This window comes from Micromonospora sp. NPDC051227, assembly GCF_044455385.1.
Taxonomy (GTDB): domain Bacteria; phylum Actinomycetota; class Actinomycetes; order Mycobacteriales; family Micromonosporaceae; genus Micromonospora.
Map to the genome: position 1 here is coordinate 357528 of NZ_JBITET010000006.1, position 12632 is coordinate 370159.

Sequence of the window (12632 nt, forward strand, 5' to 3'; positions counted from 1 at the left end):
GCGTGATTTCCGAGAAACGGCGCAGGGCGCCGCCGACGCGGAGAGAATTGCCGCCACGGAGCACACGGAAGCCGGGGGACGTTGGATGGGGTTACGAAGGCGCATGGCGCTCGTGGCGGTGACCGTCGCGGCGACACCGCTGGTCCTCGGCGGGTGCACCACCGAGCGGAAGCCCGCCGCACGCCCCGCGGAGCAGGTGGTGCCATCGCCCGAACTGACTCTCACGCCCGCCGACCTGTCCCGGAACGTGCCACTCAGCGCCGAGGTGGTTCCGCTCGTCACGGGCGGAAAGATCACCGCCGTGCGCATCGTCGACGACACGGGCACGCTGGTCCGGGCGGAGCCACGCGAGGACGGCTCGGCCTGGGTGCCGACCACTCCCTTGCGGCCGCAGCACACCTACACCGCGGCGGTGACCGCCACCGCCGACTCCGGGCGGACGACCACCCGCACCACCACCTTCACCACCGCGGCGGCGTCGACGAAGCCGCAGGTGACCAGCACCCTGTACTTCGCCGACAAACAGACGTACGGCACGGCCATGCCGGTGACCATCGGCTTCGATCCGCCCGTCGCCGGGGCGGCCCGCGCCGACGTGCAGCGTCGGTTGTTCGTCACCACTAACCCGCCCCAGCCGGGTGTCTGGTCCTGGGTGGACGACGGCAGCCAGGTCTACTACCGGGCTCCCGACTTCTGGCGGCCGGGCACGACCATCAGTGTCCGGGCCGGCCTGGAGGGTCTGCCGATCGGCAGAAGCCACATCGGTGACGCCGACCGCACCGCGACGTCCCGGATCGGACGGCAGGTGGCGCTCGAGGTCCACAACGCCACCAAGCAGATGCGCGTGCTGCGGGACGGCAGGCTGATCCGCAAGATCCCGGTCAGCCTCGGCAAGCGCAGCACCCCCACGTCCAGCGGCAAGATGGTGATCATGGAGAAGCACCAGCAGACCACGTTCGACACGCGCGGCGAGCCGAACGGCGGCTACGTGGTGAACGTCAAGGACGCGCAACGGCTCACCTGGGGTGGCGAGTTCATCCACGGGGCACCCTGGTCGGTGTCGGATCAGGGACACCGCAACGTCTCGCACGGCTGCACGAACATCTCGCCGGCGAATGCCGACTGGCTGATGGGCGTCACCCACGTCGGTGACCTGGTCACCTTCATAGGCACCGAGGTCCGGCTCCAGCCAGGCAACGGCTGGACGGCCTGGAACACCAGTTGGGACCAGTTCGTCAAGGGCAGCGCACTGCCCGTACCCGCGGATCTTCGACCGGCCCCGGCGTCGGCGACACCCGCGCGTTCGCTCGCCGGTGGCGTGCCGACGCCGGGGCCGTCCGCCGGCGGCTGAACCACCTGGCGCCCGGCAAGCTCTCGCCGCCTGCCCGGCAGCCCGTCTGCCAGTGAGTCAGCGCGCCGTCTCGGTGTAGAAGTCACTCGGATCGTTGGCCAGGGATGCCTTGACGTGCGCGCTCCACTCGTCGGCGAGGACCTCGATCCGGCCGGCTTCGATGCCGTCGAGTGCGGTGCGGACGACGTCGGCGGGGTCCATCTTGTCGCCGTCGTAGCTGGCCATCATGTCGGTGTCGGCGGCGCCCAGGTGCAGGCCGGTCACCAGGGTCCCCTGGCCGGCGAGCTCTAGCCGAATCCCGTTGGTCAGGCTCCACTCGGCTGCCTTCGCCACGCCGTAGGCGTTGGCCCCGTCGTAGGAGAACCACGACAACGCGGACAGGACGTTGAGGATCCCCCCTCCACCGTTCGCGCCCAGCACCGGCGCGAACGCGCGGACCATGCTCAGGGTCCCCCAGAAGTGCGTGTCGAGCTCGGACCGGATCTTGCCCAGGTCCCCGTTGACCAGGTTGGTGTAGGTGGTGATCCCGGCGTTGTTGACCAGCAGGGTGACGTCGGGTGCGGCAGCGGCAGCCGCTGCGACGGACCGCGGGTCGGTGATGTCCAGTTGGAGCTTCTCGACGCCGGGGATGTCGATCTGCTCGGGGTTGCGGGCCGTGGCGTACACCTTGGTCGCCCCACGTTCCACCAACTGTCGGGCGAAGTGCCGACCGATGCCACGGTTGGCCCCGGTGACAAGCGCGATCGAACCGATGATCTGCATGACGTGTTGCCTCCTGTCGGGTTTCAGGGAGGAGCGGTACGCGAGCTACGCTAGAACCTGACGTCAACGTGAGGGACAAGATCGTGTGACAGGTGTCACCGAACGGGGGGAGGGGCAATGCGCATCGGTGCGCTCGCCACGACGACCGGGGTGTCGGTGCGCGCCCTGCGCTACTACGAGGAGCAGGGCCTGCTGACCGCCGACCGCAGCAGTGGCGGGCAACGCCACTACGGCGACAGCGCGGTCGAGCGGGTGCACCTGATCCAGGCGTTGTACGCGGCCGGGCTGTCCAGCCGGACCATCCTGGACCTGCTGCCCTGTGTCGACGCGAAGGTCAACACGCCGGAGTCCCGGGCGCTGCTGCGCGCCGAACGTGCCCGCATCGACGAGCAGATCAGGCAACTCCGCGACGCGCGGGACCGGCTCGACGCGGTCATCGCCTCCAGCGAGAGCCCGGCCAGCGGATGCGCCCACGTGGAATCCGACGCCCTGGTGCCGTAACGGCCCGACGCGCGCGGCGCGGTCCCCGCCCACCGCCGACCGAACGCCGCGACCGTCCGCACCGGCGGCTGCCAGCGGTCGGGCCGCGACCGCCCGCACCCGGCGGCTGCCGGCGGTCAGATCGGGGCGAGTTCCGGGATGCCGTAGTGCTGGTCGAGGACCTGCATGGCGGCGCCCGCGGCGATCACGTCCGCGCCGAGGCTGGACAGGGCCACCCTGGTGCTGAGCCAGTCCGCGCGTCGGGCGTCCGCCCCGACGGCCTCGGTGACCGCCGCGAGATAGGTCTGCGGGTGTCGGAGAAGGTCCGCGCCCGCCAGCACCACGTGGGCGAGGTCGAGGGTCTGGAGCAGGTTGACAACGCCGACGGCCAGCACGCGGGCGGCGTGTGCGATGTCTCCGGCCTCGGCGGCCCGGTGGTGCACGATCTCCAGGCACCCCTGCCGGTCACAGACGCAGCGGGGCCCGGTCAGGTCGACCACCGTGTGGCCGAACTCGCCCGCGTTGGTGTGCGCCCCCCGGTGGGCCGCGCCGCCCAGCCAGAAGCCGCCGCCGATACCGGACTCGACCATGATGAGGGCCGCGTCGCCGAACGTCGCGCCGTGCCGCCAAGCCTCCGCCGTGATCCCCGCGGTGACGTCCTTGTCCAGGTGGACGGGGAGGCCGAGGTGCTTCTCGGCGATCTCGCGCAGCGGTACGTCGTGCCAGTGCCGCAGGCCGTGGGCGTCCCGGACCAGGCCGTTGGCGTGGTCGAGTGGGCCGATCATGCCGATGCCCAGCCCGGTGAGCCGGCTCCGCAGGTCGCCGATGCCGGCCATCGTGTTGATGCCGACGCTCAGGGCGTCGAGGAGTTGCTCCGGGGTGAAGTCGCGGGGCAGTGGGCTGACCGCCGAGTGGTGCACGGTGCCGGCCAGGTCGACCAGGACGAGCCGCAGCGTGCGTCGGGCCACGTGGGCGCCGATCGCGTACCGGCTGTCCGGGACGAGTTCGTAGACGACCGCGGGCTTGCCGATGCCCGGGCGCCGGACGCCGGCGGGGCGGATCAGGCCGTCGGCGGTCAGCCGGGCGATGACCTTGGAGACCGCCTGTGGGGTCAGGCCGGTGGCCTCGACCACTGTCGCCCGCTCGAACGTGCGAGCGGTACGCCCCACCGCCATGAGCAGTGCCTGGTTGTAGTCGCGGAGGAAGGTGACGTCGGCAGTGACGCGAGTCATCTCACCACCCTATTACGCAACGCTGTTGCTAAATTTTTTCGGTGATCGAGTTGAGTAGAGGTCGACGATTGGCGGCGCTTGCCGCCCTGGCACTGGGCGGCGTCGCTGTCGGCCTGACCGAGTTCGTGGCGATGGGGCTGCTGCCCGACATCGCCCGCGGTCTGCTCCCGCACGAGTACGCGCAGTCGTCGTCGGACGCTGTCGCCCGAGCGGGCTGGATGATCACCGCGTACGCGCTCGGCGTGGTCGTCGGCGCGCCGCTGATCGCCGCGTTGAGCGCGCGCCTGCCCCGCAAGAAGCTCGTCCTCGGGCTGCTCGTGCTGTTCGCCCTCGGCACTGTCGCGTCCGCGCTCGCCCCCACCTTCGACCTGGTACTGGTGGCCCGGTTCGCGGCGGCGCTGCCGCACGGCGCGTACTTCGGTGCGGCCGGTCTGCTCGCGGCGACCCTGATGGGCCCCGGTAACGAGGCCCGTGGTTTCGCCACCGTGCTCGGCGGTCTGACCGTGAGCAACCTGGTCGGCGTACCTCTCATCACGCGGCTCGGGCAGGCCGTCGACTGGCGGGTCGCGTACCTGGTCATCGCTGGCTTCTTCATGCTCACCCTGCTGGCGGTGCTGGCGGTCGTGCCGGAGGTCGCCGCGGCGGTCGACGGCTCGCCGGCCACCGAGCTGCGGGCGCTGCGGACCTCGCAGGTCTGGCTGGTCGCCGCGACCGGCGCGGTCGGTTTCGCCGGCTTCTTCGCGGTGAACACCTACATCGCTCCGGTCACCACCGACGTCACCGGCCTCTCCGCCGCGACGGTGCCGTGGGCATTGGTCGCGGTGGGTCTCGGGATGACCGTCGGCAACGCCCTGGGCGGCTGGCTGGCTGACCGTGACCTCCAGCGGAGCATGGTCATCGGTTTCGTGGCGATGATCGTGAGCATCGCCGTGTTCAGTCTCGTGGCGTCGTCCCGCGTCGGCCTGTTCGTGGGCGCGTTCCTGGTGGGTGCGACCAGCCTGTATCTCGGTCCGGTCTTGCAGGCGCGCCTGATCACCGTCGCCCCGGGAGCGCAACTGATGGGCGCGGCGCTCAACCAGTCGGCCATGAACATCGCGAACAGCCTGGGCGCCGCGCTGGGCAGCGTAGCCATCGCCGCCGGCCTCGGTTACCTCGCGCCGGCCCGGGTGGGCGTCGCGCTGGCGATCGCCGGGTTGATCCTGGGGTTGGTCAGCTTCGCCTTCGGGCGACGAGTGCGCAAACGGGTCCCGGCCACCGTCTGACGAGTGCGGGCCCGGCCACCGTCTCGATCTGAGGTGGCCGGGCCGTCCGCGAGACGCGGTCAGAAGTCGTTCACGCTGACCGTCACCCGGTCGGTGCTCGATCTCCAGTTGGGCACGTTGACTACCTCGTAGCCGCCGCCGCGTTGGCCCACGGTGATCCGTACCAGGCCGAGGTGTGCCGGCGTCGCCGGAACGAAGACGTCCATGCCGGTGATGAAGGTCTGGCTGAAGAACTCCGGCAACGGGGCCGTCAGGTCGGTGACGCCGTCGCTGCCGTCGTCGAAGGCGAAGATGCCGATCGTCCGCTTGGCGCGGGGTGTGTTCGCCGCGTTCAGGACATCCCTGCCGTTGATCCAGAGGTGGTCGCCGGCGTCGCCCTGGTCGCCCCACCACTCCTTCTGCCGTTGGATCGTGAGCGCGGTGTGCCGATCGCTGGTCTCGACCAGGCCGCTGAGGCCCTCGCCCGGCTCGCTGGTCGCCAGGCGCAGGAACGAATCCGAGCGGAGGAACGGCTGGAAGTAGAAGTGGTGCGTCGCGGCGCCCGGGCGCACGATGGCGAACTCGTAGCGAGCTGTGGCGAGCACCGGGAGAGGGCCGAACGAGCCGTCGCCGCCGAGTGACAGCCGATGCGCGGGCCGGTGTGACAGTCGGCCGCCGGTCAGTGGGCTGACCGGATAGACCTCGAGGGTCGCGCCGGTGACACCGGCGTTGCTCGGGAAGAGCACGGCGCGGCCGGAGACCCGGGCGGCGCCGAAGAGTTGCGGCACGATCCGCGTCGTGTGGGGCGCGCGGCCCCGGAGGAAGCCGAAGATCTCGGTGAACGACTCCGCCGACGACACGGTCTGGGTGTGCGACTGGTCCGGCAGGTGCACGTTTGTCGCGCCCACGACGGCGCGGGCCGGGTCACCCTCGCCCCAGATGGCCAGCGTTGGCACACCTCCCGGCGGGGAGGTCGCGGTGCGCCCGTCCAGGTTGACGTAGTGCGCGACCCGGGCGGCACGCTCCGGCGAACTGTTGAGATAGCCCTGCGAGACGAAGGTGCCCAGGGAGTGCGCGACGAGGTCGACCCGGTCCGCGCCGGTGGCCGCCAGCAGGCGGGAGATCCGGGCGTCGAGTCCCGCGTACACCTGGGGCAGGATCGTCGCGACGTTCGGTGAGTCGTACTCGTGGGCTTCGATGATGTCGATCGGGTACCCGTTGCTGGCCAGCCGTTTGGTCTGGGTCTCGAACTGCGCCGCCGATCCGGCGCTGCCGTGTACGAAGATCACTGGACGGTACGTCGGTGTGGCGGCGGCTTCGGCGGCGTGTGGAACGGCGACTGCGGACAGGCTGGCCGCGAGGGCGACCCCGGCCACCACGGAGAGCAGCCTCCGGCGAGATGTGTGCATCGATCCTCCACCAGGACGGACGAAGTATTTGCACTACTAGCGCAAGTATCGTGTCAGGGTGGGGCGCGATGGTCCACACCTTCCAGTCAGTTGACCTTTGTGGCGAGCAGGTCGCCCACGGCGGCGCGGACCGGGTCGGGGTCCGACCAGCTCCAGTTGGGGTGCGCGCGGTTGGTGAGCAGCGCCAGGACGAGTTTGCGGTCGGGCGCGACCAGGAGCGAGGGGCCGGCGAATCCGGTGTGGCCGAAGGTCCGGGCCGAGGCGAGCCTCCCCATGAACCAGCTCTGGTTGAGGACGACGCCGAGGCCGTGCGCCGAGGTCCGGTTGGGGCGCTCGGGGTCGACGGCCGGTTTGCCGGCGTTGTGGTCGGTGAGCATCCGGCGCACCGTCGCCGCGGCGAGGATCCGCTTGCCCTGGTGGGCGCCCTCGTTGAGGAGCAGCTGGCCGATGGCCGCGAGATCGGCCGCGGAGGCGAAGATGCCGGCGTGACCGGCGATGCCACCGAGATGGTTGGCGACGTCGTCGTGGACGACGCCACGGAGCAGCCCCCGTGACGAGCGGGCGTCGGTGGCGACCAGTCTGCTGGCCTTCGCGGCGGCCGACAGCCAGCTGTTCGGGTTGAAACCGGTGTCGCGCAGGCCGAGCGGGTCGGTCAGGTTGGTCTTGAGCGTCTGGTCGAGCCGCTGGCCGGTGACCTTTTCGACGATCTTGCCGGCGACCATGAGCCCGACGCTGGAATAGCGGAACGTCTTCCCCGGCACGGCGCCGGAGACCAGCGGCGTGCCGAGCACGGCGTTCCAGCGGGCCGCGTTGTCGGGCAGGCCGGTGACCTTGGCACCGACGGGAAGGCCGCTGGTGTGGGTGAGCAGCATCTCGACAGTGATCCGCTCCTTGCCCGTGCCGGTGAAGGCGGGCAGGTAGTCGCGCACCGCAGCGCCGAGGTCGACACGCCCCTTGTCGACCTGCTGCAACAGCAGGATGGCCGTGTAGACCTTGGTGACCGAGGCGAGGTCGAAGATGGAGTCCCGGCGCATCGCGACGCGATGGTTCGCCGCGAGCAGCTTCGGGCCCGCCGAATAACGCAGCGCCTCACCGACCGCTGTGTGCACCGTCACCTTCCCGCCCACCAGGACGAGAGCGACCGCACCGGGGAAACCCTTGTGTTGCACGGTCTGCGGGGTCGCGGGCAGGTGTCGCCGGAGCAGAGCGGTCACGTCCTGCGCGTAGCGGGCCTGACGGACCGGTGGGTTGCCGCCGACCGGTGCGTCCGGTGCCCTGAGCGGCGGCCCGGCGTCTCCCGCCGGACCAAATCCGACCCGGCTGCCAGTGGCGCCCTTCCCGGTCGACGCGTCGCCAGGGCCGGCCGAGCCGGGGTTCGGCGCGTCGGTGGCACCGCAACCGGTGAGGGCGGTGGTCGCGGCGGCCAGGCCGGCCCCGAGCAGAGTACGACGCGCAACGGGCATGCCGGGGATCGTGACAGTAGGCTCTCGGGCGCGCCACCTGACCCGTCCGAATGTCGAACCTCTCCGGCTCATCAGTCAACAGGCGGTCATCTGGCGGACACAGCCGGTTGCCGTTCGGGCGGTTGTGCGACGATCGGCGGGCATTACGTCGAACGACCCGTCCACCGGTCTGTCCGCGCATGGTCGCGGACAGTGACCGGGGAGGGCACACGCCCCGTTACCCCCTTGGAGAGCACGATGTCCCTCTCCCCGTCCCGGGTCTTCGCAGAGCTGAATGCGGCTCGACCCCCTGACCAGCCGTCCCCGACGATGGGCACGGCCGTCGTGGTCGGCGGCAGTGTCGCCGGTCTGCTGGCCGCCCGGGTGCTGTCCGACCACGCCGACACCGTCGTCATCATCGACCGGGACGACCCGCAGGTGACCGGCGCGCGGCCCGGCGTACCCCAGGGGACGCAGCTACACGCGCTGCTGCCCGGCGGCCTCTTCCAGCTGGAGCGGCTGTTTCCCGGATTCCGCGACGAGGCACTGGCGCGCGGAGCGGTCGAGGCGCCGCCCGCGGCCCGGCGCAACTACCTCGACGGGCGTCTGAAGGTCGTCGTCCCCGACGACGCCGACAGTCTGGCGGGCAGTCGCCCGCTGCTGGAGGGCCTGATCCGCCAGCAGGTGCTCCGACTGCCCAACGTCAAGACGATCACCGCTCGCGCCACCGGCCTCGTGTTCGACGGCTCCGCGGTCACCGGGGTCCGCTGTGAGGTTGGCGGGGTGGCCGGTGTCGAGCGCGGTGACCTCGTGGTGGACGCCATGGGGCGGTCCAGCAAACTGTCGGACTGGCTGGCGCAGGCCGACTGGGACCGGCCGGTCACCCAGCGGATGACAGTGCACCTCAACTACGCGACCGCCCTGTTCCGTCGCCCGGAGGTGACCCCGGCCTCGACGGTCGTGCTGGCGTTGAACACCGCCAGGGCCCAGGTGGACGTGGCCGGGGCTGCCTTCTTTGCCATCGAGGACGGCCGGTGGATGGCCATGATGGCCGGTTACGGCAAGGACCGCCCGGGGCGCACCGCCGACGACTTCGTCCGCCGCCTGCGCGAGCAGTTCCCACCGGAGTTCGGCGAGGTCGCCGACCAGGAGATGATCGGTGACGTCCAGACCTACCACCACGCCGACAGCCGGCGACGGGACTTCCACGCGCTCAAGCGGTTCCCGGCCGGCCTGATCAGCGTCGGCGACGCCGTCGCGTCGTTCAACCCGGTGTACGGGCAGGGCATGACGGCGGCGGCCCTGCACGCGGCCTGCCTGTCGACGTACCTGCGGTCCGGCCCGGACCTGCGGGCGCCCGCGCGCCACTACCTCGCTCTCCAGAAGGTAGTGGTCGACGCCGCCTGGTCGCTGTCCACCTCGGCGGACCTGGCGTTGCCCCACGTCGACGGGCCCTACCCGCGCGGCTACCGGCTCTCCAGGTGGGCCAGTGGGCAGATCATCGCCGCGACCGTCACGGACGTGGCGACCGCGCGGCGGTTCAACGACGTGGTTTCCATGCGCGAGCACCCGAGCTCCCTGGCCCGGCCCGGCGTGCTCCTGGGCGCCCTGCGGGCCAACCGGCGCGCACGCTGAGCGGGTGACCCGGCGGCCTCGGCAGGAGGCCGCCGGGATAGCCCATTACCGGGGGAGCTTGCGGAGGATGTCGACCACGAAACGGTGGTCGTCCAGCTGCGGCAGCCCGGACACACCGACCCAGCCCACCACGCCGGTGCCGCGCACGCGCAGCGGCACCGCGCCCCCGGCCGCCGCGTACCGCGAGGCCGGCAGCCCGAACCGCTCGGCCAGCGTCACCTGCTTGTCCTGGCACAGGCGGGCCATGTAGAGCGAGGAGTGCTCGAAGCGCATCACCACCCGCCCCTTGCGGCGCAGCCACGCGTCGTTGTCCGCCGTCGACCCCGGCAGGCCACAGTGGAACAGCTGCCGCCCAGCCCGCCACACGCCCACCGAGACCGGCAGCCGCTGCTCGGTCGCGGCGGTGACGGCGAGCATCCCCAGCTCGTACGCGTCGGTCTCGGACAGACCCGCGAGCTCCAGCTCGCCCTCCTCGCGCAGCAGCTCGTCCAGCGTCGGCCACGAGTCACGGTCAGCTGACATGTCTCTTCTCCTCATCGTGCAGGGGCGATCATCGGTCGATCACCAGGCGCAGGGCGCGTAGTCCTTCAGGAAACAGCCGTACAGATCCTCGCCCTGCTCGCCGCGGACGATCGGGTCGTACACCCGGGCCGCTCCGTCGACCAGGTCCAGTGGGGCGTGGAAGCCCTCGTCGGCCAGCCGCATCTTCGTCGGGTGGGGGCGTTCGTCGGTGATCCAGCCGGTGTCGACGCTGGTCATCAGGATGCCGTCGGTCAACATCTCCTCGGCGCTGGTGCGGGTCAGCATGTTCAGCGCCGCCTTGGCCATGTTGGTGTGCGGGTGCCCCGGCCCCTTGTAACCGCGGCCGAACTGGCCCTCCATCGCCGACACGTTCACCACGTACTTGCGGCGGGCCGACGCGGCGGCCATCACCGGGCGCAACCGGCTGACCAGCACGAACGGGGCGGTGACGTTGCACAGCTGCACTTCGAGCAGCTCGACCGGGTCCACCTCCTGGACCCGCTGGACCCAGCTGTTGACCGAGTCGAGATCGGGCACGAGACCTCCGGCGTCGATGGCCGTGGACGCCGCGATCCGTTCCGGCGAGGCCGAGCCGCTGGTCAGTGCCAGCGCGGTGAGCGCGTGCGGAGTGAGCGCTGTCGACTGTGGCCCGGCGGTCAGGCTGCCCACCGGGCCGCCCTGCCCGTCCGGCTTGGCGAACGTGATCAGCTCCGGCAGCGGGCCGTCCGGCAGGGCTGCGGCCTCGGCGGCGATGAGCTGCGCGTACGCCCCGGGGGACCGGCGGACGGTCTGCGCCGCGTTGTTGATCAGGATGTCGAGGGGGCCCTGGCTGCTGACGTCGTCGGCGAGCGCGATCACCTGGGCGGGGTCGCGTAGGTCGATCCCGACGATGCGCAGCCGGTGCAGCCAGTCCGCGCTGTCGGGCATCGCGGCGAAGCGGCGGACCGCGTCGTGCGGAAACCGGGTCGTCACCGTCGTGTGCGCGCCGTCGCGCAGCAGCCGCAGCGCGATGTACATGCCGATCTTGGCCCGGCCGCCGGTGAGCAGCGCACGCCGGCCGGTCAGGTCGGTGCGGGCGTCGCGGCGCTCCCGGTTCAGCGCTGCGCAGGACGGGCAGAGCTGGTGGTAGAAGGCGTCCACCTCGCGGTAGCGCTGCTTGCAGACGTAGCAGCCGCGCGGGTTGTGCAGGAAGCCGGCCGTCTCGCCCGCGACGGAGGACGCGAGCGGAATGCCCTGTGTCTCGTCGTCGATCCGCCCCGGAGCGCCGGTGGCGGTGGCCTCCGTCACCGCGCGGTCGGCGGCGAGGATGGCGTCCCGCCGCTCCTCCCGCCGCCGCTGCTTGATCACCTTGTAGAGCCGGGCGGTGGCCCGCTGCACCCGCACCACGTCGGGGTGGTCGGAGGGCAGCGCCTCCAACGCCTCGAAGACGCTGAGGCAGGCCTCCAGCCGGCTTCGGTCAATGCCCTCTTGACCGTTTTCGGTAATGTTGTCCACCGTCATGCGTCGTTGTCTCGTCCCGTATCCCGTGCCGGCTCCAGCCGACCCGCCCCAAGTCCGACCCGAAACGGTACGCGCCTCACGGCCTCCGACGCACCTTGCGGCCGCTCGGCGTGGTGCGCCTCGCGGCGCTGTCAGTCGGCGTCGGAGTGGCCGAGACGCCAGTAGCCCATGAAGGCGACCGCCCGCCGGTCCAGACCGCGCTCGGCGACGAGGTGCCGGCGGAGGTTACGGATGACGCCGGCCTCCCCGGCCAGCCACGCGTAGAGCGGCGTCGAGGCCACCTGCTCGGGCACCTCCCACAGGATCTCGGTGTCCACGTCGACGTCCGGCACAGTTTGGGCGGCCGTCGACGCGCCGGGGGCCAGCAGTTCCCCGGCCGCCGCGACGACGGCGGGCACCAGCCTGCTGCCGTACCCGTCGGCGCCCCGGGCCAGCCAGCGGACCTCGACGCCAGGCGGCGCGAGCAGCGGCAGCACGTCGGCGGCGTCGGGCACCTCCAGCACGACAGTGCCCCGGGCGTCGAGGGGGAGCCGCTCGCAGATGCTGCTGATCGCCGGTACGGCGGTCTCGTCCCCGGCCAGCAACAGCGTGCCGCCGGTGGATTGTCGAAACTCGACCCCGCCGTGGTTGCCGTCGAAGCCGGCATCCGGCCCGACCAGAGCGATCTCGTCGCCGACGCTGGCCCGCCGAGCCCAGCGCGTCGCCGGGCCACTGTCGCCGTGCAGCACCAGGTCGACGTCCACCTCGGCCAGGTGCGGCCGGACCGCCCGGACCGTGTAGGTGCGTATCGGGTTGCGCAGGTGCTCGGGCAGGGCCCGCCACGTCGCGTACCAGTCCGCGCCGTCCGGCAGGGTCGCCCGGTCCTGACCGGGCAGCGGCAGCGCCAGCTTGATCCGCTGGTCGTAACCGTTGTCGGCGAAGCGGTCCAGGTTTGCCCCGGTGAAGGTCACCCGGGTGAAGGACGGGCTCAGGCGGCGTACCGCCCGGACGGTGACGGCGAACACGCGCCACGGGGCGATGGGCAGGGTCTCGGTCATGGTGCCTCTCTCGACTCGGGC

Annotated in this window: 11 protein-coding genes; 4 read left to right on the top strand and 7 right to left on the bottom strand. The window is 71.4% G+C overall.

Going from position 1 to position 12632, the window contains the following annotated elements:
- Positions 1 to 103 precede the first annotated feature (103 nt).
- Positions 104 to 1351 (top strand): L,D-transpeptidase, encoded by a 1248-nt coding sequence (locus ACIA47_RS18320; protein WP_396709290.1) that lies wholly within the window; start codon positions 104 to 106, stop codon positions 1349 to 1351.
- A 57-nt stretch (positions 1352 to 1408) separates the two neighbouring features.
- On the opposite strand, the gene ACIA47_RS18325 is transcribed toward ACIA47_RS18320, so the two are convergent.
- Positions 1409 to 2113: an SDR family oxidoreductase gene (locus tag ACIA47_RS18325; RefSeq protein ID WP_203119632.1), complete on the bottom strand. Its 705-nt coding sequence runs from the start codon at positions 2111 to 2113 to the stop codon at positions 1409 to 1411.
- 117 nt (positions 2114 to 2230) lie between these two features.
- Between ACIA47_RS18325 and ACIA47_RS18330 the strand changes: the two genes are divergently transcribed.
- On the top strand, positions 2231 to 2614 hold the full coding sequence (locus tag ACIA47_RS18330; RefSeq protein WP_203119634.1) for a MerR family transcriptional regulator: 384 nt from the start codon (positions 2231 to 2233) through the stop codon (positions 2612 to 2614).
- Between the two features lie 116 nt (positions 2615 to 2730).
- Here the strand turns inward: ACIA47_RS18330 and ACIA47_RS18335 are convergent, their stop codons facing one another.
- Complete coding sequence (locus tag ACIA47_RS18335) at positions 2731 to 3825, bottom strand: ROK family protein (protein WP_396709292.1); 1095 nt, start codon at positions 3823 to 3825, stop codon at positions 2731 to 2733.
- A 41-nt stretch (positions 3826 to 3866) separates the two neighbouring features.
- Between ACIA47_RS18335 and ACIA47_RS18340 the strand changes: the two genes are divergently transcribed.
- On the top strand, positions 3867 to 5087 hold the full coding sequence (locus ACIA47_RS18340; RefSeq protein ID WP_396709294.1) for an MFS transporter: 1221 nt from the start codon (positions 3867 to 3869) through the stop codon (positions 5085 to 5087).
- A gap of 59 nt (positions 5088 to 5146) precedes the next feature.
- Here ACIA47_RS18340 and ACIA47_RS18345 read toward each other — a convergent pair whose 3' ends face one another.
- On the bottom strand, positions 5147 to 6475 hold the full coding sequence (locus tag ACIA47_RS18345) for an alpha/beta hydrolase (protein ID WP_396709296.1): 1329 nt from the start codon (positions 6473 to 6475) through the stop codon (positions 5147 to 5149).
- A gap of 86 nt (positions 6476 to 6561) precedes the next feature.
- Positions 6562 to 7938, bottom strand: a complete 1377-nt coding sequence (locus ACIA47_RS18350) for a serine hydrolase domain-containing protein (protein WP_396709298.1) — start codon at positions 7936 to 7938, stop codon at positions 6562 to 6564.
- Between the two features lie 237 nt (positions 7939 to 8175).
- Here ACIA47_RS18350 and ACIA47_RS18355 point away from each other — a divergent pair, with 237 nt between their 5' ends.
- Positions 8176 to 9552, top strand: a complete 1377-nt coding sequence (locus ACIA47_RS18355; RefSeq protein WP_203119643.1) for an FAD-dependent oxidoreductase — start codon at positions 8176 to 8178, stop codon at positions 9550 to 9552.
- A gap of 45 nt (positions 9553 to 9597) precedes the next feature.
- On the opposite strand, the gene ACIA47_RS18360 is transcribed toward ACIA47_RS18355, so the two are convergent.
- From ACIA47_RS18360 to ACIA47_RS18370, 3 genes are all read right to left on the bottom strand, one after another.
- The gene (locus ACIA47_RS18360; RefSeq protein ID WP_396709300.1) at positions 9598 to 10074 is read right to left on the bottom strand and encodes a heme-degrading domain-containing protein; all 477 of its coding nucleotides are present in this window, start codon (positions 10072 to 10074) and stop codon (positions 9598 to 9600) included.
- Between the two features lie 39 nt (positions 10075 to 10113).
- Positions 10114 to 11574: an SDR family oxidoreductase gene (locus tag ACIA47_RS18365; RefSeq protein ID WP_196922553.1), complete on the bottom strand. Its 1461-nt coding sequence runs from the start codon at positions 11572 to 11574 to the stop codon at positions 10114 to 10116.
- 131 nt (positions 11575 to 11705) lie between these two features.
- Complete coding sequence (locus ACIA47_RS18370) at positions 11706 to 12611, bottom strand: siderophore-interacting protein (RefSeq protein ID WP_203119922.1); 906 nt, start codon at positions 12609 to 12611, stop codon at positions 11706 to 11708.
- Positions 12612 to 12632: the final 21 nt, after the last annotated feature.